The following is a 22,988-nucleotide window of genomic DNA, read 5'->3' as shown; positions in this document are numbered from 1 at the left end:
AAAACGGTCAAAAACGCAAAATCGCGTATCAGGCGAGCGACAAACCGTCTATTGACGGTCCGGCCGATTTAAATTTGACGAGGTGGGGCGCGCGAGGAAGGATGATCGAGGAAAGGGTCTGCAATTGGAACCGTTTCGTGCGGTGAAAAGTTGATGATATCAACTAGGTATTGTTTAGGCAGCCAAGCGTCGTCATAACCCGAATAAATAGGCGGCAGCGCTTGGCAATTTTGCGGAGCCTTAATGGCCGAACCCATTTCGACGACGGCTGACTGTATAGGCCCCGCATAATCCAGCGTCGACAGAAACGCCGTATCGGACTTAAACTGCAATGCCTCAAACTCGTGCAAATGGAAGCCCCGCGACGTCTCCAAGTCGTGGACATGGGCATGTACCAGCGGCGCCGCAAATTGCAGCAACACCAATAACATCACCAAAAATTGACGCGAAAATGCAACCATCGAGTTGTATATTTGTCTTTTATATCGCTATTAACGCCGGACAGTAGTTGTAGATACGCCAGCGAACCGCTATTCTACTTGAAAATTACGCCAGCACCCTAAAATTTAGTGAATCCTTTGCATTTAAACAAGGCTAATAACACCATGAATAAAAAAATCGGAATCCTCGCAACGCTTTTCTTGGCGCTGACCTTGACGATGGCCGGCATCCAAGAAGCGCAAGCCAAACGCTTCGGGGGCGGCAGATCCTTCGGCAGCAGACCGAGTTACAGCGCGCCATATCAGCGCTCTACGACTCCAAATTCCGCTGGCCAAGCGACACGTTCAGCCAGCCAACAAAAAGCCGCCGCACAAAATCAGACGGCACGCCAAAGTTGGGCAAATCGTGGCGGGTTGATGGGCTTGCTCGGCGGATTGGCATTAGGCGGCTTGTTGGGCTCTTTGTTTTTCGGCGGCGCTTTTGAGCATATCAATTTAATGGACATATTGGTGTTCGCCGGTATCGCTTACCTGTTGATGCGTTTGTTTGCTGCCAAAGCCGGACAAAGGCAAGCATCACCAGGTTCCGCCTATAACCGGTCGGCTTACGATCAGAACGATCAGCCTGATTACGGCTCTTCAACGCCGCCCGAATCAGTTTCAGCGGGTTTTAACACCGATTTGATGTTCGGCAAAAACGGACAATCAGCGCCTGCCGGTGCTTTGGAAGTACCCTCCGATTTCGATAGCGCCGGTTTTCTTGCGGGCGCTGAAAATGCCTATCGTTATTTACAGAGTGCCTGGGACAAAGGCGATTTGGCCGCTATCCGCGGCTTGACCACCGACAAAGTATTCGCGGAAATTCAGGATCAATTGCGCGCGACCGGCGGCGACAGCCAAACCGAAGTCTTGAAAGTCAGCGCGGAGTTGCTGGAAGTCCGCGAGATAGGCGCCGAATTGGAAGCCACCGTGTTATTCGATTGCATCCTGCGCGAAGACGGCGGCGAAACCGAACAGGTACGCGAGGTTTGGCATTTCACCAAACCGATCGGCAGCAAGCAAAGCAAATGGTTTCTTGACGGCATTCAACAGCTGGAAATCTAAACATGGCGGCCAGCGGCGATGATATCCGCCGGCGCTACGACAGACTGGCGCCGTGGTTCGACAGCCTGGAAGGCTTTCTGGAAGGGCTGATATTTCGCCGCTTACGCAAAAAACTTTGGTCTCAAGCCCAAGGCGAGCATATCCTGGAAGTGGGCGTCGGCACCGGCAAGAACTTTTCGTTTTATCCCGCCCAGGCTCGCATGACTGCAATCGATTTCAGCCCGAAAATGCTGGAACAAGCCCGCCGCAAGCAGGAACGCAAGCAATTGGATGTGCATTTGGATTTGATGGACGTGCAGCGCCTGCACTACGCCGACAACAGCTTCGATACCGTGGTCGCCAGTTTCGTGTTCTGCTCGGTACCGCAACCACGCAAAGGGCTAAAGGAAATCTACCGGGTCTTGAAACCGGGCGGCCAATTGATTTTGCTGGAACACGTCTTGAGCTCCAACAAACTAATGGCCGCATTCATGAATCTGCTCAACCCTCTGATCGTTCGCTTGTTCGGCGCCAATATCAATCGTCAAACCGTCAAGAACGTCCAGGCCTGCCCATTCCGCAGCATTTATGTCGACCCGATCAGCAGCGACATGATCAAGCTGATACGGGCGGTGAAATAACTCCCGAACCGATACCTAAAATTGAAAGGCCGCACCACGCCTCAACTCAAACAGGGCTGCGCTTCCTTGGTAATCATCGTATCCATCAATGCCATATGCGCGTCGGCATCGAATAAAATGTTTTGCTCGTAAAAAAATTCTTTGGCCGCGTCTATGGCGTCTAATACGATCGCAACCGCGTAACGCTCGGCGTTAGCCGAATCCACCATGTTTTCCGGTACGGCCGCTTCTATGCGCAGAATTTGCTCCGAGGTATCGAAAGAATGCAAGCGCAAGCCTTTGAAATCGGCTTTTTCACGGCCGGACGGCAACAAGAAGACGACATCCAGAATAGGCGCGCGTTTTTGCGCATGATAGTCACGCAGTTTCGATAAATTCGACGCAATTTTGATGATGCTTTTGATCAACTCGCTTTCTTCCAGAGAGCGGTCCGGCATCATGGAACCAATGTACAGTGTCATAGCAACCTCTCGTTCGCCAATGTTTTACAAAATAAAGCAAGGCTTTTGCCAACTTTTTCATTAATCGCAAACGGCAAGCCCTATGGCTACATTCGAAGGAAAAAACCCTTTATTTCCTGGAGATAGGCGAGTTTTTCGGGTCGGCCAGCGGAATTCGTGTGTCGACAAACCGTTAAGGGAAAGCCCGGCATTCGTGCGATTGACTACAGATTGTCGCAAACCCTGCAAAATCGATAGCGCCAGCCTATCGGTAAAACCGGCTCAATCGCCATTAAGCGCCGACGATGTGCCGCTAACTGCTAAAGCGGTCGGCAAAAAATCCAAAGCAAACCGGCAGTTTCAATATCTTTTTCTACATTCGTATGACATGAAAAAAAGACGACCAGTCTATTTTATGCAACTTTTTTGTTTTCCCCGGGTCTTTTTATTTTATATTCTAAGAGCGCGGCGAACATGATCGATGTACCGTATGAACTTAAGCGCATAGCTAAATGAATTGCAACTTGTTATCGTATTCAAGACATCGAAATTTAGACAGCCGAATCGGTAATCCGAGACACGATAAACTACGATATGAACTCAAATCTGAACCACGTTCGTCGCAAATTCGTTCGGCGCCAAAACGAACGACGTAAAAACAACTTCGAGTTTAATTCACCGGAATGGATCGCCATGATGCAAGAGCACTACGTGCTCTGGCCTAAATATGATCGCAGAAAACACGAACGCCGATCCAGAGAGCGGCGTAAATCGGAACGGCGCAACACCGAAAGAAAATCAGCTACGGCAAAATACTTACGCCAGACTAAGTTCCTCAGCTCGGACGATATTTTGGATGACGCTGAAAAGCGGATGATCCTGGACTTGTTTCGCAAAGAATAAGCTCGGCCGATTCAAACAGCGTAAAGCACTCCGGAATCAGGCCTTCGCATGAAAAAGTTAGCTCTCCGGCCGTTAAGAGGGCAGTCGTAAAGCTCCTTCCGCCTTCGGGACGACAGCATGGAAGCCGCCGTTGAGCCTGCATGGACCTATTCACGGCGTCTTGTGCGGCGAGTAACCATACCCTTAAGCCCCTCACCTCAGCCCCGCCGAGGATAGCGGGCTTTTACGACATCCGTTGTAGCTGCGAAAACCGTCGTTTAAATTTCCGTTGAATGGATGGGCAAGCCTAGCTTTCGGCAGGTGTTATCGTTGCCACGCTTCCAACGCATTGATGATCCCGAGCAACCATGACGTATCCGGATTACGCGCCTTCCGCGCCTGCTCAATCATACGCAGGTTATTCGCCGTTGTTGCCGGCTCCCACGATTCGCGGACCGCAGCCAACGCATTTGCAAGATGCTCCGAAGCGGCATCGATATCGTCGTTCAACACGCCAAGCTCCAGCATAGTGGCGTAGTCCCAGTAATCCGGGTTATCGCCAAGCCGCCGCTCAACCGCGAAACGAACGACCGGAAGCAGTTGTGCCTTCCGCTTCAACGATGCCTCGTCGCCCTTGATATCGAGCAGGGTCACGGCATTGACTCCGGGGTAAGCGTCCCGCTGGTCAGCCATAAACCCGCGCAGATAAGCCTCGACACTCTTGGTGAAATAGCCGCGCGCTTCGACGACACGGCCCGCGTCCAATGCTTCTTTCCAAAGATCTTTGTTAATCCGCCCGATAAGACCGCACGTTTCAGAGCTCGGCCCCTGTTGATCTTCCACGGCTTCCAGGATTTGCAGGGCCTGAGCCCGATCGGCCGGATCCTTTTTTTGGCCGGCGCGGCGGTTGTACGCGAAACCGAGTTGTTCTCGGACCAGAATCTGCCCCTTTATAAACTCCGGCATCTGATCGTAAAGCGAGATCATGCCGTCCCAGTCTTCCAGAGCACGGAAGGAAAGAAACAAATCGACTATCGTGCCGGCGTCCGTGGCGTCGAGTTCCCCGATAGACTGGCGCAGGGACAGAAGCTCCTGTTTCGCTTCATCCCGCCGCTCTTTGACTTTCCCTTTCGCCCTGATCGCGGATAACCGCCGTTTAAGCTCCTCGTTCAAAATGACTTGATCACGGAAAACGTCGGTCTTCAGCCGCGCAATGTCTCCGGGTTTCCATTCGCCGAGGAGCTGGAATAAGGGACTATCGACCGGAGTCTGGCTACGGCTCAAGTTCCGGAGTTGCTTGAGCCGCTCGGCAACGGCTTTGCGCAGCGCCAACGCCTCGTCATCGCCGAAGGCGTTCTCCTTGCCCAGATCGTAAGGCAAGGCTCGCAGGAAGTTAACGTCGAACGGAATTTTTTGATGCTTAGCGAAAACGGTAAGCGTGGTGGCCGGACGGGCCGTGTGTCGTACGCCAAGCTCATAGAAGACGTTCGCGTTCGCGGTGGTTAGATCCGCCAATACATAGTCGCATAACAAAAGCCGCTCGAACATGGGCTTATGTATAATCCCGCCGGCGCGCTCCTCGTCGGCGCGGATCGGCTCCATGCCGGCATCTTCAATCGCCGGTTTAAGTGCATTGTTATAAATCCGGTCGAAGTCGATGTCCGGAAGGCCGCCGGGGTCCGGCTTGAGTCCGAAAGGCATCACGACGAAGCAAAGCGGTTTCAGAGGCATAGGGTTTCTCCTAAATTCATCGTTCTTGATTCAGTTTTTGCCGAAAAATCGTATCAAATTCTAGCAACAAGCATCGTAATCCAAGCATACCGTCACGCTAAACAAAACCAGGACTCAGTCCGAAATAAGTCGCCCCCTTCCTTTCTTTTCGTCTTCTAACTTAGGATCAATCAGCCGAGCCAAGCAACTCGATCCTTTCAAAATACTTATTCAAATCGATCCTGATCGGCATGAAATAGACATTCCAGCCGTTGGCCGCCGCCGAAGCGATGACGTTGTTGGCGAATTCGACATTCCAGTCGTAATCCGGCCGGAAACTTTTCGGAAATTTGACCTTGTTTTTGACTTCCCAGTAATTTTTGGAGGCCATGGTAGTGATCGGGCTGATGCCGATGTAGGTTTCCAGGCCTTCCATGTGCTCGGCGTAGATTTCGATCAATCGGTAATCGTAAAATGGCTGGGAGAAGAAACCGGTGGCGCCGGCCTCGGCCTTGCGCTGGGTGTAATCGCATTCGTCCTGCAAGCCTTGGCGGTGCGGGTCGAAACCGGCGTATATGTTCAATTGCGGAAAGCGCTGGCGCACCGCGCGGATCAGGTCGACCACGTCGGTGTTGTAATAAGCCCGCTTCAAACCTTCCGGCGGGTCGCCGGTCACCAATAATACGCTGTCGAGTTCGAAATCTTCGATAATGCGATATAGCTCGCCGCTTTCGATCTTAAAATCAATCGCGCGAAAGTGCGGGACGAAGCGGAATTTGCTGCGGTCTATGCGCGTCGCCAACTCCCAGCTTCGGGTTTCGAAGCGTTGAATATCGGGTATATTGATGAAGTTGACGCCTTTATCCAACGCTTGGACGAAGGCGTATTGCTGTTCAAAAGCCTCCAGGCTTCTGGGTACGATTTCGAAGGAAATATTCATGAATAACCGTATTTTTAAGCTTTACCCCGTTTCGCTCCGACGGATACGATGCACGGCAATTAAGCTGCCGTTGACGGGTAAAAAAGCGAATTGACTTTCGCGGGCGAAGAACCACGCGGTTCGAACTGAAACATTTTACCACCTTAGAAATGCGCCGATTAAAATGAAACGGCTTGTCGAGTTTTGGCGCGAATTGTTTGCGCTCCGTCAATCGACTTTTTTCGCGGAAACTTGCTTATGATTCGGTTAGAAAAACCTATTGATCGTGCAACCGCCGGCCTCATTTCGGAATCTGAAAGCGAAGCCAAGTAGGAGCGACGCCTCGTCGCGACGGAACGTCTCCCCATGGCCTCTTTTTTATAAGTATTTTAATAACCCCAACATGCCGCTGACATCCTTTCACCCCATCGTCGCCAGCTGGTTCGACAGCCAGTTCGATGCGCCGTCCGCCGCGCAGCAGCAGGCCTGGCCGGCGATTCGCACCGGCAAGCCGACGCTGATCGCCGCGCCGACCGGCTCCGGTAAAACGCTGGCGGCGTTTCTGGCCGCGATAGACGATCTGGTGCGGCAGGGTTTGGACTCGGTGCTACCCGACCAAACCCAGGTGCTGTACGTGTCGCCGCTGAAAGCCTTGTCCAACGACATTCACAAGAACCTGGAAGTCCCGCTCGACGGCATCCGCTTCGCCTTGCTGGAAGCCGGGCTGCCGGACGTGGCGATACGCGCGCAGACCCGCACCGGCGACACCTCGACCGCCGAGCGGACGGCGATGAAACGCAATCCGCCGCACATTCTGGTCACCACGCCCGAATCGCTGTACATATTGCTGACCTCCGATTCCGGGCGCGACATGCTGGCGACGGTGCGCAGCGTGATCGTTGACGAAATTCACGCGCTGGCCGGCAACAAACGCGGCGCACACCTGAGCCTGTCCATGCAACGCCTGGAGCAGCTGTGCCCGACGCCACCGGTGCGCATCGGTTTATCGGCCACGCAAAGGCCGATAGCACTGATGGCCGATTTTCTGACCGGCACTCGCTCGGCGCCGTGCACGATTATCGATACCGGCCACATCCGCGCCCGCGATTTGCAAATCGAGGTTACCGGATCGCCGCTGGAAGCCGTCATGGCGGCTGAAGTGTGGACGGAGATTTACGACCGCCTGGAACAACTGATAGCACAGCACCGCACCACGTTGATTTTCGTCAACACCCGCCGGCTGGCCGAACGCGCCGCGGCGGCTTTGGCCGAGCGGCTAGGCGACGAATACGTCACTTCGCACCACGGCAGCCTGGCCAAGGAACACCGGCTGGCGGCCGAACGGCGCCTGAAGGCCGGTACGCTGAAGGCGCTGGTCGCCACCGCATCGCTGGAACTGGGCATAGACATCGGCGACGTCGATCTGGTCTGCCAACTGGGTTCGCCGCGCGCCATTTCGGCCTTATTGCAAAGGGTGGGCCGCTCCGGCCACCGCCTGGGCGCGATTCCGAAAGGCCGGCTGTTCCCGCTGACCCGCGACGATCTGGTGGAATGCGCGGCGATGCTGGCGGCGATACAACGAGACGAACTGGACCTTATCACCATACCCGCGCATCCTCTGGACGTGCTGGCCCAGCAAATCGTCGCCGAAGTGGCCTGCCGGGAATGGCGCGAGGATGAGCTGTTCCGGCTCTACGCCGGCGCCTGGCCTTATCGCGACTTGAGCCGCGAGCAGTTTAGCCAAGTCGTCAAGATGCTGGCTGAAGGCTACCATACCCGCCGAGGCCGGCGCGGCGCTTATCTGCACCGCGACGCCGTGCACGGCTTACTGCGGCCCCGCAAAGGCGCACGCCTGACCGCGCTGATGAATGGCGGCGCGATTCCCGATCAATTCGATTACGACGTGATCATGCAGCCCGAAGGCCTGTTCATCGGCACGCTGAACGAGGATTTCGCCTTCGAAAGCCTGGCGGGCGACATTTTTCAACTGGGCAACAGTTCCTATCGGATGCTGAAGATAGAACAGGGCCGGGTTTACGTGGAAGACGCCCACGGCCTGCCGCCGAATATCCCGTTCTGGTTCGGCGAAGCGCCCGGGCGCAGCGACGAGCTGTCTCAGGCCGTATCGGAACTGCGCGCCGCCATGGACCAAAAATTGGAGCAGAGGCAGGATGCGGCCCGCCGTTATCTGAGCGAAGACCTGGCCCTGCCCGATGCGGTGGCCGAACAACTGGCGCAATACCTGGCGGCCGCCAAAGCCGCGCTGACGGTGTTGCCGACCCAGCAGCGCATCGTGTTCGAGCGCTTCTTCGACGAAACCGGCGACATGCATTTCGTGATCCATTCCAGTTACGGCTCCCGGATCAACCGGGCGTGGGGCTTGGCCTTGCGCAAGCGCTTCTGCCGGCGCTTCAATTTCGAATTGCAGGCCGCGGCGGGAGAAGACGCCATCGTCCTGTCGCTGGGGCCGACCCATAGTTTTCCGCTGGAAGAACCGGCGCATTATCTGAAGGCAAGCAACGTCAAAGAGGTATTGATACAGGCGCTGCTGGCCGCGCCGATGTTTCCGACCCGCTGGCGCTGGGTGGCGAATACCGCGCTGGCGGTGCCGCGCATGCGCTCCGGCAAGAAGGTGCCGGCCTATTTTCAGCGCAACGACGCCGAAGACTTGATCGCGCTGATCTTTCCCGACCAGCTGGCCTGTTTCGAAAATATCAGCGGCGACCGCGAAGTGCCCGACCACCCGCTGGTGGAGCAGACGCTGTACGATTGTCTGCACGAACTGATGGACATCGACGGATTGCAAAGCCTGTTGGCCGGCATCGAGCAGCATGCGATAGAGGTGGTCACCCGTGACTTGGCCGGCCCGTCGCCGCTGGCGATGGAGATTCTCAACGCCAGGCCCTACGCTTTCCTGGACGATGCGCCGGCCGAGGAACGCCGCACGCTGGCGGTGCGGCAACGGCGCTTTATGACGCCGGAGAGCGCGGCCGACATAGGCCGCTTGAATCCGGACGCCATAGACAAAGTGCGCTGCGAAGCCTGGCCGGACATGCGCAGTCCGGACGAATTGCACGACGCGCTGACGGTGCTGGGTTTTCTGACCGAAGAAGAAGGCCTGCGCGGCGCGCCGGAATCGTTGCCGCCTACCACAAGCAACCATGATTTTTTCCGCCATCTGCAACAAGAACGGCGCGCCGCCGCGATGACGATAGCCGGTGGCCGAGCTTTGTGGGTGGCTGCCGAGCGTCTGCAAGCGCTGCAAACCTTATTCCCCGATGCCGTTTTGCAACCCGCCATTCAGCCGGTCGATACATCGGAAGCCGTCGATCAGGAAACGGCCCTACGCGAAATCGTCCGCAGCCGGCTGGAGGGTTTGGGGCCGGTGACCGCGCAACAACTGGCCGAAACGCTGGGGCAGACCCCGGCTGCCGTCGATGGGGCGTTGCTCGCGCTGCAAAACGAGGGCTTCGTCATTCAAGGCCGGTTTAGCCAGCAAAGCGAAGCCGTCGAATGGTGCGAACGCGGTTTGTTGGCGCGCATCCACCGCTACACGCTGAAACAATTGCGCAGCGAAATCGAAGCGGTGACGCCGGCCGATTTCATGCGCTTTCTGTTCGCCTGGCAGGGCTTGGCGGAACCCGGCGAAGGCGCCGCCAGCCTGGAGCAACGCTTGCTGCAGTTGGAAGGCCTGGGCTTGCCGGCGGCCAGTTGGGAAGCCGACATCCTGCCGAGCCGAATCTACGCCTACCAATCCGCCGAACTCGACCGTTTGTGCGGCACCGGCAAAATCACCTGGCTGCGCCTGAATCTGCCGGCCGGCCCGGCGCCGGGCAAGCGCAAACAACCCGCCGGCAAAGCCACTTCGATCAGCTTGATCCGCCGCGAGCATCTGCCGCACTGGCGCGCCTATGCGCCGTTGCCGCCTCAGGATGCGCTCGACTTGTCCGGCATCGCCCAAAGAACCCATGGCGCGCTCAAAAGCATGGGCGCCAGCTTTTTCGCCGAGCTGCAAGTCGAAACCGGCCTGCTGAAATCCCAGTTGGAGGAAGCGCTGGCGGAGCTGGCCGCCTGGGGCTTGGTCAGCGCCGACAGTTTTCAAGGCCTGCGCACCCTGATCACGCCGCAGACCGTTCTGCACCGGCGCGGCAAACGCTATCCCGGTTACGACCCGTTCAGCGCGGCCGGGCGCTGGTCGCTGCTTCGAGCCCTTCCCGCCGCCCCGGACGCAGACCGCTACCAACACTGCGAGCACATCGCCCGGGTATTGCTGCGCCGCTACGGCGTGGTGTTCCGGAAACTGCTGGAACAAGAAAGCATCGTGCCCGTCTGGCGCGACTTGCTGTACGTGTTTCGGCGCATGGAAGCCAGGGGCGAGCTGCGCGGCGGCCGCTTCGTGCAAGGCTTTTCCGGCGAACAATTCGCCCTGCCCGAGGCGCTGGACCGCTTGCGCGACATCCGTAAAAAACCCAAAGCGGGCGACTTGATCGCGATCAGCGCGGCCGATCCATTGAATCTGACCGGGCTGATCACCGCCGGGCAACGGATACCGGCCCTCAGCAACAAACGCATCGTCTACCGCGACGGTATTCCGGTTGCCGTCAGCGTAAAAGGCAAGGTGGACTTGCTGGAAACGCTGGATGAACAGGAACAATCGCAATTGAAGATCGCCTTGCTGCGCAGACAAAAATATACGCGCCAAGCCGGGCTGTCCTTGGCCAATTAATACATTCTAACTTACGAGCTGGGCAACACTCATGACGTTGAAGTATGATGCGCATAATGGAAGCCTTTCTAGGAACTGCAACGATAATCACGAATATCCGTGGTCAGAGCGACGTTGAAGCATAAATATTACTCTGACTTCGAATATGTGAATATATGCATTTTAGGCCAGGTTATGACTGGCGTTAGGCATTCCGAATGCATGGCTTTTCGTAGTTAAAAATGAAACTCATCGGAATATTTACACGAGTCTTCACGGGCACGAAGTTGTTTGCGTGGGCGTCCGGCCTTGCAGGGGCTATAGCAGCTGCCGGTGTGATTGTCCAGACTCTGGATAATCGCAATCTGGAAATCCGTGTGGCAGCACTCACCGAAGAAAACGGCCGCCTCAACCGAGAGCTTGAGAGCGCTAATAGCAAGTTCCGTCAGGTAGGAGAAGAGAGGGATTCGCTTAAATCCACCTTAGGGCTCGTCAAAGCACAATACGACATTCCAGATTCAATCATCGGCGACATTCTTAGATCATCTCATTCCGGAAAGCAATTGTCAGAGTTTAAGAACCTGGCAACTCTGAATGTAGCCGATTTGAATGAGACAACAACGTTCGCTTTGGATCGGACTCAGACAACGCGGGTACTCTACCCACGTTTCACATTTACCATATCAGTTTCTGAAGTGCAGCCCAACGGTAAAACGACGGTGAGTATAGGGTATATATTGCCTGACGACGAGCTTCCAGAAAGTCTACTTATAGAGCTACATCCGTCCCAATACATGACTATTAGTAGTGCAGACGGTCGTCATCTTTTCTACGTAGGCCTTCTTGCAGTAGATCCATCCAATAAAAGAGCGCTTGTTGAAGTGAAGCCTATGATCGCAATACGAGAAATGGCTGCATCCAAGTAAACGGAAAGGGCCGTAGATCCTGTTAGCATCGCGTAACCGCACGAATGTTCTGACCATACAAAGTTCATTGCGGCGTATAACCCAAACGCACGAACAAGATGGTTTGCCTTTGAATGAATGGCGTTCTATCTAATATGTTCCGCTTCGACGTTTATCGTAACAGCCGCGCAAAATCAATTAAGGACCGAATTCAAGCCCGCGCTCAATGTTTAAACAAATCAATCTGCTTCATAGCACTCCGATGTTCGAGCACTTCTAAGACCGAATATTCAGCCCGCATGCCCTTCGGGGTAAGCCACTGACAAATGCGCACTTTGACTTTCAAAATATCGCTTTTAGCAAACGCTTCTTCGTTGGAATTAACGCGGCTCAGGAAGTCGTCGTCTAGAATTTCGGCAAAAAAGGATTGCGTACCGTCGGAGAAGCGCCATTTGTTACCATCGACAAAGGCAGCACTAGCGATTTGCAGATTCACGACGGTGGTTTGGTCGTTGATTTTTTCTTCGCCGAGTTCTGGGGCGATGAAGTAGCCGGCTTCTGCTTTTTCGATAAATACCACCGGCGTTTTCGGCTCCATCGGATCGACGACCGCTATAGATTCGATACCGTCACGCTGTAACGGTTTAGCAATCATGTCTTCGAAAGCTTTGCGGATTTTGTAGTTTTGCAGCAGTTTTAGAGTGAGCTGTTCGGTGTCTAAGTGGTCGTCATCAATAAAGATCCGGATGCGGCCATCGTTAAGCACTTCAGTTTTCGTAATTTTTCGATTTTTAAGCCAGCGCAAAGCTGCAATTAAAGAGCCGTGCGAACCTTTTATTAAACCGACGATGCCAGCAACGTTAAGCACGGCAGTGGTGTTTCCGTGGTTGAAGATGTCGATGGCGTCCAATATTAGGCTTTTTGCGGATGCGACAATTTCGATTCCAAAACAGCCGGTTTTGAACGAACCTTTTACACTCACACCGATTTTAAATTTATCCCCGTGCATGAGGTTACCGACTTCTTCCATTAAAACACCGATAGCCAGTAAAGCAGGGGCCAGATCATTGACGTTCATTTCGTGATGTTCCAACGCTGGACCGTCATAAACGATTTGGAATTGCGCGGGTTTCATGGCTGCATGGGTTGTTAGCGGTTGAAATCAGTGGGTGATTTTAGACTAGATGTTTAGTTTTAGCGATATTTAACGGTCTCCTCTGACTGTTTGATCCACGATTGCGGCGTAAAAAATCAATATGCAATGAATCCACCTATCTACCCAAACGCCAATTCCCCCATATGTGTATAGGGTCGGGTCTTGCAATTAAGCATTGAGCCCTAGGCGCTAAAGCCAATCGGAATAGCTACCTTCCGTATGCGATGAATAATGCATCAAACACCGCACGCCAAACGGAAGATTCGATAATTTTGACGTTGACACGGCGTTATTACCGGCTATGATCGGTTGCGAATTAAATACGCAGGCAAAAATTTGCCGGCTATTCAATAGATAGGCCAATACGTACTCACCGTGGAAAAATAGTGATATGAAAGCAAATAATTTATTGATTAGTTTGTCATTTATATTGATAAGTCCAACAGGATTTGCGTTGCCAAACGTGCTTTCTCCTTCTGACCAGGCCGCCGCGTTCAAGGCGGCGGGTTATCAGTTAAAAGGCGAGCAATGGCGCAGCGAATGCGGCCTTGAAGACCCCGGATCTTCGTCATACGTTCCCGGAAATATTGAAAATATTGGAGACATCAATGTTGATGGGTATCCTGAAGCCATTATTACTGAAGGCGGTACCTTTTGCTACGGGAATACCGGCACTGGATTTAGCCTCGTCAGTAAAGAAAGCAACGGCGGGTGGAAAGTAATCACCAGCAGTCAAGGTATTCCAGAATTCTTAGGCACTAAAGGAGTTGGAGGTTGGCCGGACATTTTGATCGGCGGCCCCGGATTCTGCTTCCCTGTCGTTCGCTGGGACGGCAAAGAATATAGGCAACATCATTTCGAATATGAAGGCAAAAGTTGCCGGCCATAACCATAAAACACGGCTGAAGGAAGACAAGATGCGATTAGCATTGCGTAATCGCACGAATGTTTAATTTTCGTTCCTCCGATTACGCTTTCGTTAATCGGAGCTACGTAGGCTGATTCCCGAAACGTTGAGCGCGGACACTCTGACATTTCTGCATGACGAGGTACGTAACAGCCTGATCGCGGAGATGCCGGCCGAAGAACCGGCCGCGGCAGCCGAGCAAATGGAAGTCATTGATCTGGCCTATATCATGGAACACTTGCCGGAGCCGGTCAGACAAACCCTGGAAACGGCAGGGCGATTGATGAGCACGGACTTCATCAGCGTACGCAGCGACGTCTCGCTGGGTGTGGTGAAACGCTATCTGCACCTGCACGAGGATTTGCCCGATTACACGGACGGCTTGATGGTTGCGGATCGGGACGGCGTCTATCAAGGCAAATTATTATTGAACAAGGTGTTGACCGGCGACGACGAGACCCTGGTCAAAGACGCCACGAGCAGCCAGCACACGCCTATCCCGGCAACGGCAAGCGAACACGATATCGCCCTGTTTTTCGAACAATCCCATTTGGTCTCGGCCGTCGTCGTCGACGAAGACAATCGACTGCTTGGCCGTATCTCACTGGACTACGTTATCGCAATCCTTAAGGCCGAAGCCGATCACGCTTTGTTGGGGAGGGCCGGTCTCAACGAAGAAGCCGACCTGTTCGCACCGGTCATTAACAGCGCCAGGCATCGTACGGTTTGGCTGGCGATCAATCTGGTCACGGCTTTTCTGGCGGCCTGGGTCATCGGGCTATATGCCGATACCCTGGAAAAAATCGTCGCGTTGGCGGTGCTGATGCCTATCGTCGCCAGCAGGCCGGCATCGCCATTCCGTTACTCTTGCAGCGCCTGCGCATCGATCCGGCCCTGTCCGGCGCAGTGATTCTGACCACGGTCACCGACGTGGTCGGTTTCATGAGCTTTCTGGGCTTGGCCACGCGATTTCTCGTTTAATCGCGATTGGGTACGGCTTTATATGCCCACGCGGAACCTACGGCGGCCATTATCCCCACCCTACAATTACTGATGAGAACTCTGAAGACGTTAATGTTTTGGATGGTTTGCGGCGTAGCGCTGTCCGGTTGCGCCACGCTGAAAACATTGGACGACACCCGCTTACCCTTGAACCAGCGGATTTTCATTTATAGCGGTAGCCGGCTGGATTGGGCGGCGCTGACCGAAAACCAGGCCGCGCTGCGCAAATTCTCGGTAGAGCCGCCGGATTATCCGTTAATCGATCTGCCGCTGAGTTTCGGCTTGGATACCTTGTTCTTGCCGCTGACGCTTTGGACCGAGATTTTCCACTAAGGGCATGGCCGATAATCACTTCCCTGAATTAACCCCCCCTTGAAAAAGAGTGGCCGGAGGAGGTTTAGAGATAAATCCTCCTCAATCTTTTTCAAAGGGGGCTTCTTCTCAATCGACGGGCTTTGATTTCGCCGTATTCAATATAGGCAAGCCCCCGTTTGCCCGGTCTATCAGTTGTCCAAGGTCAGCAGAAAATCCGTATTTTTCACGCATTGTTGCGGGGCGGACACGGCCCGGCTTTTGCGTAGACTCCAGACCCAGCGCTTCAGCAGCTTGTTCCATTTTCCAGTCTTGTACTCGGCCCGTATTTTGACGTCTTGCTTGTACACGCGTTCGAGGGTGCGCGTTTCCTGCCAGCTGCGGTTGTTCTTGATGACGACGTTCCGTACCGGCTCGGAGCGCCATATTTCGCTTTCGGAATCCCAGTAATCCAAATCGACGAATTTGATCGGATGGCCGCTTTGGTTTCTGACCTCCAAATGTACCTTCCGGCAATTTTTGGCTTGGACTTGTGACGACGCGATCGCCAGCAGTAAAGCGCCGATCAGCAAAAATGAACGAGCGACGAGACCGGTGCGGCCTGAATTTAGGGTTCGAATGTCCAGCATAGTCATGATATTTTCCTCGTGGAGATGGGTAAGTCGGCCGAAGTCGTTTGGCTTTCGGCCTTCGCGCAACGAATTTCCGCGGTTCTTAATTTGCCGGCATCGGCCGGGGAGAAATTCGATGTGGCTTTACTTTACCCAGCCGCGAACGCGGGCGGTATGGGGTCTATACCCCAATTGCATCGGCGGCCGGTTTGCCGGAAATATGGGGTATTGACCCCATGGGCGGGGGATTGCCTTGGGTTTATGCTGAGCAACCATACGGCACAAAACGAGATTATTTGAGATGTTCGGGATCAATCAATCCTTCACGAAAGGCATAGGCCAACAGTTCGGCGACGGAATGCACGTCCAGCTTTTCCATCAGGCTGGTACGGTGCTTATCCACCGTTTTCGGGCTGATCAGCAATTGGCCTGCGATCTCCTTGTTGGTCTTGCCGGCCACGATCATGTTGAGAATCTGCATTTCGCGTCCGGTCAGCGGCGGGGTGTTTTGCGCCGCATGCAGGATTTGCTGAAAACAATCGGCGACGCAACGCCCGCCGCGCAGGATCAGCGGCAAATTGCGGTAAAGCTCTTCGAGATCGCCGCCTTTGGAAAACAGGCCGGACACGCCGGCCTCGAGCAATCGGGCGATTTGGCCGGGCGCGTTGATGCCGGTCAGAACGACGATTTTAGTATCGGGACTCCAGCGTTGAATATCCAGCACCACTTCGGCCCCGCCCGCCAGCGGCATGGAAACATCCAGCAGCAACAGGTCGGGCCGGTGAATTTTGACTTCGGCGATGGCCTCGAAGCCGTTGCCGGCTTCGGCGACGACCCGAATGCCTTCCGCAACCGCGACGTGCGGCGTCTCCAAAGCCGCGCGCAAACCCTGGCGCACGATAACGTGATCGTCGGCGATCACCGCCGTCTTTTGTCGGCTGTCGTTCGGATTGGCCATGCCGGAAACCTTGAGTTAGCTGATGCCTATCGTAGGAAGGCTTTGATATGAAGGCCTGCAATATACCGTATCTTTTGATTTTCGGCCTGTTGTTGTCGGTGTTGGCGCCCGGTTTCGCGGCGGTTGCGGCCGATGATGGCCATTTGGCGATCGAGCGTTACTGGCTGGCAGATGCCGGAACCAAGCTGACTGCGCTCGAAGCCCTCGCCTCGTTCGAGCGCGGCGAAGGCCTGGCGCTGCAATCGAGCGTGTTTCGCTTGGGCGCCCAGGAAACCCGAATTTGGATATTGCTTGCCGCAAGGAATCAATCCAGCGAAACATTGTCGCGGCTCTTGCTCGCCGGCATTCCGCATAGCCGCTACTTGCGGGCCAGCTTGTTCGATCCGGGCGACGCGGAGCCGCGCGGCCGAATCCTGCTCGACGAACATCGAAACAAGCCTTACGCCCGACGCAATAACGCCTACCGCTTGTTGAATTCCGACGATTTCCGGATCGGTCCCGGCCAAGCAGTGCGCATCCTGGTGCAAGCGGACGTTCGCGGGCCGAGCTATCTGCCCCTGTCGCTGCTGTCGCCCGAACAATTTCAGCACATGCGCCTGAAGGATGCGGTCTTCGCCACGGCTTTCTACGTGTTCGAAGCGACGCTGGGCACGCTGTTTCTGTTGTTCGCCTCCGCGATCAAACACCGCATCGCGATTCTTTACGCCGTGATGTTTCTGCTCGGCCTGCTGGCGATGGCAGACATAGACGGCCATGCCTTTCGCTGGCTGTGGCCCGAGTCTCCGAGTTGGAACAGTTGGTCGCCTATGGTGGTGTTGCCGGCGCTCAACACGCTCGGTTTCGCGATCATCTACCTGTTGTTGCAAGCCATCGAATCCGCAGCATTGGCCCGGCTGAAACCCGTAGCCTTGGTGTTTGCCGCGCTCAGCCTGTTGTTGCCGGCCTTGCTGCCGTGGCTGCCTTTTTCGACGCTGGTGCAAAGCGAAAATGCCCTCACCCTGTTGGTCTTCATTCTGCAACCCGTCGCATTTGCCGCTTGGACAAAGCTGGGACGCCGAAACCGCGTCAGTTGGTTGGCGCTGCTGGTCGTCGCCGCGGCGATCGGCGGCTTGCTGGTGACGGTATTCGTCGACCTCGAACTACCGACAACACTATCCGAACACCTGCACCATCTGGCCTATCTGCTGGTCGGCTCGATGATCATGATCGTCATCACCGCGCAACTGATGGGCATACGCAAGGATCAGGAAATCGCCGCAGCGCGGGAACTGAACTTCGCCAAGCGGGATGCGGAATTGAACCAAGCCTTGTTCAAGGCCGAACAAAACTATTCCAAGGCGCGCGATTTGGCCAGCCGGCGGCAGCGGCAACTGGCCGGCGCATCGCACGACATACGCCAACCGATCGCCGCGCTGCGTGCCGGCATCGACGCGGTGGCGAATCGGCAAGACCCCGGCACACGCCGGCAATTGCACGAGGCTTTCGATTATCTGGAAAAGCTGTGCCGGCATTATCTGAGCGAAACCCGTTCGGTTGCGCCGGAAGCGCAGGCACCGGATGAAGCCATGGAAACCTACCCGGTCTCCTTGATCCTCGGCACCGTACAACGCATGTTCGCCGAGGAAGCCGCCAGCCGCGGGGTCGAACTGCGTACGGTCGATTGCGGGCTGTCGCTGCAGGTTCCGCCGCTGGTATTGATGCGCATCGTGTCGAATTTGACCGCCAACGCCGTCAAACACCACCCGGGCGGCGAGAACGCCAAAGTGCTGCTGGGTTGCCGGCGCAAAAGCCATGGCCTGGTCATCTGCGTGGTCGACAACGGCGCAGGCATGACGGCCGAGACCCTATCCGAAGTCCAGCATGCTTATCAAAAAGGCGCCGATTCCGCCGGCGAAGGCCTGGGCCTGGCCATCGTTCGGCAATTGGCCGCGGAAATCGGGGTTGAAATCCGCATGCGCTCGACATACGGTAGCGGGTCCTACTTTGGCGTCGAAGTTCCTTTGGCGACGGCGCGGGCTACCGGGCCGGACCGATAAGGCATCGAGTATCGAAGCAATTTTTTAACCGACACATCGTCCGGCACGCCGGATTCGACTGAGCGACATAGGAGCAAATCATGAACCTGATATCACCCAATACCCCCAACAGCGCGGAAAGGAGCGGCGCGCGGACGAGATCGGCCGGGCGCGCGATCGCGCATTGCCTTGCGGCGCTTTCTTTGTCCGTGCTGGCCTCGGCTTGCGCGGTACAACCGGGACAGCATATTCCGGCCTTTTTGCCGATGGCGGCAAGCGTTCCGCAAACCGAAGCCCTGGACATCGACGGGGTGTGGCGGGTCAATACCATAGACAAACGCATACGCATCGAAGGCGGGCGGGCCTACGCCGTCGACGACTGGCTGCATTTATTCACGCTGCATGTGCAACCGGACATGGTAGTCATCCGTAATATTCAATCGGACGGAATGGGAGGATATACCGGGGAAGATTTGCCGCTGATGGGTAAATGGCAAGCCAAGCCCGCCGCGGACGGCGCTTTGGACGTGTTCGTGGCCGGGGCGATGGGGCCGGCCTCATATCGCTTACTGCCGGTCGAATCGGAGGATCCCGGTTTCGACGACGATGTCTATCCCGACGAGCCGGAACAAATATTGCCCGACGAAGGCGAGACCGACGACGATGAGCCCGAATACGTCGAAGTGCCGCCCATTCCCGCGCCTTTGCCTACGATCGGTCGGACCGTCGGCGAAATCGGCAAAAACTGCTACCGCGATTTCGAGCCCATGGGCAAATCGATGCTGAAGTACCTGGCTTGCCAGGCCGGATCGGGTAACGTGAACGCCTTGAAGCAAACTCTGTCGGCCAAACGGGTCGATGATGCCAAAGACATATTGGCCGCCAAAGCCTGTTACCACGAATTCACCGAGATGGTCGACACGGTACGCCGCAAGGGCTTCAAGTCGGTATCGCTGGGCGTTTCCGGAGAACTGGGCGCGATCATCGGCGGCTCCGGCGAAGCCTTCGTCGCGTCCAACCTCGATTTGAGCCATCCGACGATTTACGGCTCGTTGGGCGCCGGTATCGGCTCTCAAATCGGCGGCAGCCTGAACGGCGTGGTGACGGCTTATTACGATAGTGCGGACAAACTGAGCGGCAAGGGGAAAAGCTTCGCGGTTTCGTTGAAAGCCCTGGGGGGCGCCGGCGGCGCGGTAGGGCTGAGTTCCGGCTCGTCGCCGCGCTGCGAAAGCTTTTCCGCATCGGCCGGCGCCGGTGCGGAAGCCAATGCCGGCTCGGTCAGCGCCACCACGACTTTCAAGCTGATTCGCTTGCCCAAGCCGGATTTCAGCGCCGCCTGCAAAGACGTGTCCGTGAAAATCACCAATCGCACCGGCAATGAAATCAAAATTATCGACGTCGACTTTTACGACTATATCAACAAACGCTGGCGTTCGAAGGCGATCAAAAACCAAGCATTGTCGAACGGTAAAAGCTGGTCTAAAAAATTGCGCTTGCAAAAGGTGGGAGGGGATAAAACCAGGATCAAGATTCAATACCGCGAAAAGACCGGTAAAGGTTTGTTCAAGAAATGGTCCAAAGTCATTAATCGGGAAACTCCAGCCCAAACATGTAGTACCGGCTCGACATTTTCGGCGGAACTACGGCAGTGAAATCTCCCGGCCACATATTGAAGACATCGGACGATTCCTCGATGCTATTGCTTAGGTATCGAAACCTTTGAATTCATATCCTTGATCACACCGTTAACGGTTTTGCCGATGTAAAGAATCACAACTATCGCAAGCACAAGGCCGGCGGCTAATAACGGATACGGCACGGGGGGAGGCCCTGCTTTTCCGCTAACCAGGCCGGCCAGATGTTTGGTGGTAAAACCCAGATAAACCAAGGTGCAATTGTAAAGCAAGATACCGCTGGTAGCGGCCAGGTAGGACAGAAACCTGACTTGGGAGACGGCAAACGCATAGCTGAGTAGCGCAAACGGCAACGGCGTCAAGCGTAATAAAAACATCAGCTTGAATGCGTTTTCGGACAAAGCGGCGCTTATGCCGGCGAGCCTTTGTTCCCGCTGGAGCAAGGCGCTCACTTTCGATCTGAACAAATATCGGCCCTGGATAAAAATCAACGCCGCCGCTGAATAGGTTGCGACCGCCATATAGAGTTGCGCCGGTAACAGCGGAAACAAAATTCCCGCGACGAAACACAAGGCATCGACGGATAGGCCCAAGGGCGTGAGTAGGACGAAAACGCCGATGTAACCCGCCGGCGCCCAGGCCCCCAATTTTTGCAAATCCTGTTCGAGCGCGCCCAGATGTAATTCGAATTCATGCGCAAGCGCGACTAATAAAACAGCGCCGATGATGATTAAAGTGATCTTGCGAATGGGCATATCAATTCCCGCGTTTCAATCGAACATGAACGATGACCATATTAATGCGTGGGGCGCGATGGGGAGAAAATTCCGCCCCACCCTAAACGTTCGTCATATGGAATACCGTGAATTTTTGTTAAATTAGCCTTTAATTTACTCATCGACAGTATACCGTGTCCACGTCCCTAACCCTATCTGCCGACAACTCCGACCCGATCATATCGGTAAGGGGGGTCGACAAAACCTATGCCGGCGGCTTCCGAGCGCTGAAAAACGTCAATCTGAACATAAAGCGCGGCGAGATATTCGCCTTGCTCGGCCCCAACGGCGCAGGTAAAACCACCTTGATCGGCATCATCTGCGGCATCGTCAATGCCTCGGCCGGAACCGTCATCGCCGACGGACACGATATTGTAAAAGACTACCGTAAAGCGCGCACGACCGTCGGCTTGGTGCCGCAAGAACTGCATACCGACGCCTTCGAATCCGTCTGGGCCACGGTCAAATTCAGCCGCGGTTTGTTCGGCAAACCGCCAAATCCGGCGTATCTGGAAAAGGTGTTACGCGACCTGTCGCTCTGGGACAAACGCAACCAGAAAATCATGGCGCTATCGGGCGGCATGAAACGCCGGCTACTAATCGCCAAAGCCTTGGCTCACGAACCCAAGATATTATTCCTGGACGAGCCTAGCGCCGGCGTCGACGTGGAACTGCGGCACGATATGTGGCGCATGGTGCGCAATCTACGCGCTCAGGGCACCACCATCATTTTGACCACTCACTACATCGAAGAAGCGGAAGACATGGCCGATCGTATCGGGGTGATCAACAAAGGCGAATTGATCCTCGTCGAAGAAAAACACGTGCTGATGCGCAAACTCGGCAAGAAACAACTGGTTCTGAGCCTGCGCCGGCCCATGACCGGTATTCCGGCGGAGCTAAGCTCATGGCCTTTGGAACTCTCCGACGACGGCCGTACATTGGAATATCGTTTCGATGCGCAGGAAGAGGAAACCGGCATTGCCGATTTGTTGCGCGCGTTAAACGAGCATGGCATCGACTTCAAAGACTTGCGTTCCAGCGAAAGTTCGCTGGAAGACATCTTCGTCGGTCTGGTACATCAATCAGCAAGGACACCGAAATGAACATTTATGGCATACGCGCGATTTACCACTTTGAAATGGCCCGCACCTTTCGAACCTTGGCGGAAAGTGTCGCGGCTCCGGTACTCACCACGTCGCTCTATTTCATCGTATTCGGCAACGCCATCGGTTCGCGGATGGGCGATATCGACAACGTCAGTTACGGCGCCTTCATCATTCCGGGCCTGATCATGTTGAATTTACTGAACGAAAGCATCTCCAACGCCTCCTTCGGCATTTACATGCCCAAATGGGCCGGCACCATATACGAGCTGCTTTCGGCGCCGGTGTCGTGGCTCGAAGTGCTGATCGGTTATGTCGGCGCGGCGGCGACCAAGTCGGTCCTGCTGGGCCTGCTCATTCTGGGTACCGCGCGTGTATTCGTACCTTACGAGATCTCGCATCCCTTTTGGATGATCGCTTTTCTGTTGCTCACCGCCGTTACCTTCAGTCTGTTCGGCTTCATTATCGGTTTGTGGGCCGACAGTTTCCAAAAACTGCAAGTCGTGCCGATGCTGGTCGTCACGCCGCTGACCTTTCTGGGCGGCGCGTTTTATTCCATCAACATGCTGCCGCCTTTGTGGCAAAAGCTCACGCTTTTCAATCCCGTGGTTTATTTGATCAGCGGCTTCCGCTGGAGCTTCTTCGACATCGCCGACGTACACGTCGGCCTCAGTATCGGGATGACCTTCGGATTTCTGATCGTCTGCCTGATTTTTGTGTGGTGGGTATTCAAGTCGGGGTACAAGATTAGAAGCTAGGGCATTGATCGGCGTTTTCGAGCCGGAT

Annotated in this window: 21 protein-coding genes; 13 read left to right on the top strand and 8 right to left on the bottom strand. The window is 55.1% G+C overall.

Features of this window, described 5'->3' with window-relative positions:
- Positions 1-68: 68 nt before the first annotated feature.
- Positions 69-461: a hypothetical protein gene (locus ACW73I_RS14625; RefSeq protein ID WP_458030131.1), complete on the bottom strand. Its 393-nt coding sequence runs from the start codon at positions 459-461 to the stop codon at positions 69-71.
- 144 nt (positions 462-605) lie between these two features.
- Here ACW73I_RS14625 and ACW73I_RS14620 point away from each other — a divergent pair, with 144 nt between their 5' ends.
- Both ACW73I_RS14620 and ACW73I_RS14615 read left to right on the top strand, forming a co-directional pair.
- Positions 606-1,544: a Tim44 domain-containing protein gene (locus tag ACW73I_RS14620; RefSeq protein ID WP_458030130.1), complete on the top strand. Its 939-nt coding sequence runs from the start codon at positions 606-608 to the stop codon at positions 1,542-1,544.
- Between the two features lie 2 nt (positions 1,545-1,546).
- Positions 1,547-2,164 carry a class I SAM-dependent methyltransferase gene (locus ACW73I_RS14615; protein ID WP_458030129.1) on the top strand — a complete coding sequence of 206 codons (618 nt, stop codon included), beginning with the start codon at positions 1,547-1,549 and terminating at the stop codon, positions 2,162-2,164.
- Positions 2,165-2,205: 41 nt separating this feature from the next.
- Here the strand turns inward: ACW73I_RS14615 and ACW73I_RS14610 are convergent, their stop codons facing one another.
- Complete coding sequence (locus ACW73I_RS14610) at positions 2,206-2,625, bottom strand: hypothetical protein (RefSeq protein ID WP_458030128.1); 420 nt, start codon at positions 2,623-2,625, stop codon at positions 2,206-2,208.
- 573 nt (positions 2,626-3,198) lie between these two features.
- Here ACW73I_RS14610 and ACW73I_RS14605 point away from each other — a divergent pair.
- Entirely contained in the window at positions 3,199-3,507 is a 309-nt protein-coding gene (locus tag ACW73I_RS14605) for a hypothetical protein (RefSeq protein ID WP_458030127.1), read from the top strand.
- A 303-nt stretch (positions 3,508-3,810) separates the two neighbouring features.
- Here the strand turns inward: ACW73I_RS14605 and ACW73I_RS14600 are convergent, their stop codons facing one another.
- The gene (locus ACW73I_RS14600) at positions 3,811-5,217 is read right to left on the bottom strand and encodes a TRAFs-binding domain-containing protein (RefSeq protein ID WP_458030126.1); all 1,407 of its coding nucleotides are present in this window, start codon (positions 5,215-5,217) and stop codon (positions 3,811-3,813) included.
- Between the two features lie 166 nt (positions 5,218-5,383).
- Positions 5,384-6,136, bottom strand: a complete 753-nt coding sequence (locus tag ACW73I_RS14595; protein ID WP_458030125.1) for a methylenetetrahydrofolate reductase — start codon at positions 6,134-6,136, stop codon at positions 5,384-5,386.
- Positions 6,137-6,518: 382 nt separating this feature from the next.
- Here ACW73I_RS14595 and ACW73I_RS14590 point away from each other — a divergent pair, with 382 nt between their 5' ends.
- Both ACW73I_RS14590 and ACW73I_RS14585 read left to right on the top strand, forming a co-directional pair.
- Positions 6,519-10,841 (top strand): DEAD/DEAH box helicase, encoded by a 4,323-nt coding sequence (locus tag ACW73I_RS14590; protein WP_458030124.1) that lies wholly within the window; start codon positions 6,519-6,521, stop codon positions 10,839-10,841.
- A 221-nt stretch (positions 10,842-11,062) separates the two neighbouring features.
- A complete protein-coding gene (locus ACW73I_RS14585) occupies positions 11,063-11,746 on the top strand; it encodes a hypothetical protein (RefSeq protein WP_458030123.1) in 684 nt (227 codons plus the stop codon).
- Between the two features lie 202 nt (positions 11,747-11,948).
- Here the strand turns inward: ACW73I_RS14585 and ACW73I_RS14580 are convergent, their stop codons facing one another.
- Positions 11,949-12,860: a hypothetical protein gene (locus tag ACW73I_RS14580; protein WP_458030122.1), complete on the bottom strand. Its 912-nt coding sequence runs from the start codon at positions 12,858-12,860 to the stop codon at positions 11,949-11,951.
- A gap of 412 nt (positions 12,861-13,272) precedes the next feature.
- Here ACW73I_RS14580 and ACW73I_RS14575 point away from each other — a divergent pair, with 412 nt between their 5' ends.
- The 4 genes from ACW73I_RS14575 to ACW73I_RS14560 all read left to right on the top strand — a co-directional run bounded on the left by ACW73I_RS14575 (position 13,273) and on the right by ACW73I_RS14560 (position 15,123).
- Entirely contained in the window at positions 13,273-13,770 is a 498-nt protein-coding gene (locus ACW73I_RS14575; RefSeq protein WP_458030121.1) for a hypothetical protein, read from the top strand.
- Between the two features lie 124 nt (positions 13,771-13,894).
- On the top strand, positions 13,895-14,698 hold the full coding sequence (locus ACW73I_RS14570) for a CBS domain-containing protein (protein ID WP_458030120.1): 804 nt from the start codon (positions 13,895-13,897) through the stop codon (positions 14,696-14,698).
- Positions 14,656-14,769, top strand: coding sequence for a magnesium transporter (locus ACW73I_RS14565; protein WP_458030119.1), 114 nt, complete (start codon positions 14,656-14,658; stop codon positions 14,767-14,769). The genes ACW73I_RS14570 and ACW73I_RS14565 overlap by 43 nt, the downstream gene beginning before the upstream one ends.
- A 93-nt stretch (positions 14,770-14,862) precedes the next feature.
- Positions 14,863-15,123, top strand: coding sequence for a YceK/YidQ family lipoprotein (locus ACW73I_RS14560; protein ID WP_458030118.1), 261 nt, complete (start codon positions 14,863-14,865; stop codon positions 15,121-15,123).
- Positions 15,124-15,293: 170 nt separating this feature from the next.
- Here the strand turns inward: ACW73I_RS14560 and ACW73I_RS14555 are convergent, their stop codons facing one another.
- Together ACW73I_RS14555 and ACW73I_RS14550 are read right to left on the bottom strand one after the other, a co-directional pair.
- A complete protein-coding gene (locus ACW73I_RS14555) occupies positions 15,294-15,737 on the bottom strand; it encodes a hypothetical protein (protein ID WP_458030117.1) in 444 nt (147 codons plus the stop codon).
- A gap of 268 nt (positions 15,738-16,005) precedes the next feature.
- Entirely contained in the window at positions 16,006-16,671 is a 666-nt protein-coding gene (locus tag ACW73I_RS14550) for a LuxR C-terminal-related transcriptional regulator (RefSeq protein ID WP_458030116.1), read from the bottom strand.
- A gap of 47 nt (positions 16,672-16,718) precedes the next feature.
- Between ACW73I_RS14550 and ACW73I_RS14545 the strand changes: the two genes are divergently transcribed.
- Together ACW73I_RS14545 and ACW73I_RS14540 are read left to right on the top strand one after the other, a co-directional pair.
- Positions 16,719-18,707, top strand: a complete 1,989-nt coding sequence (locus ACW73I_RS14545) for an ATP-binding protein (protein WP_458030115.1) — start codon at positions 16,719-16,721, stop codon at positions 18,705-18,707.
- A gap of 80 nt (positions 18,708-18,787) precedes the next feature.
- Complete coding sequence (locus ACW73I_RS14540; RefSeq protein ID WP_458030114.1) at positions 18,788-20,338, top strand: hypothetical protein; 1,551 nt, start codon at positions 18,788-18,790, stop codon at positions 20,336-20,338.
- A gap of 44 nt (positions 20,339-20,382) precedes the next feature.
- On the opposite strand, the gene ACW73I_RS14535 is transcribed toward ACW73I_RS14540, so the two are convergent.
- Complete coding sequence (locus tag ACW73I_RS14535) at positions 20,383-21,075, bottom strand: TVP38/TMEM64 family protein (RefSeq protein ID WP_458030113.1); 693 nt, start codon at positions 21,073-21,075, stop codon at positions 20,383-20,385.
- 155 nt (positions 21,076-21,230) lie between these two features.
- On the opposite strand from ACW73I_RS14535, the gene ACW73I_RS14530 reads away from it, so the two are divergent.
- Entirely contained in the window at positions 21,231-22,202 is a 972-nt protein-coding gene (locus ACW73I_RS14530) for an ABC transporter ATP-binding protein (RefSeq protein ID WP_458030112.1), read from the top strand.
- Positions 22,199-22,960, top strand: coding sequence for an ABC transporter permease (locus tag ACW73I_RS14525; protein ID WP_458030111.1), 762 nt, complete (start codon positions 22,199-22,201; stop codon positions 22,958-22,960). The genes ACW73I_RS14530 and ACW73I_RS14525 overlap by 4 nt, the downstream gene beginning before the upstream one ends.
- Positions 22,961-22,988: the final 28 nt, after the last annotated feature.

The organism is Methylomonas sp. MgM2, from assembly GCF_054172045.1.
The sequence above is the reverse complement of the archived record's forward strand: the minus strand, read 5'-3'. Positions and strand labels throughout refer to the sequence as shown.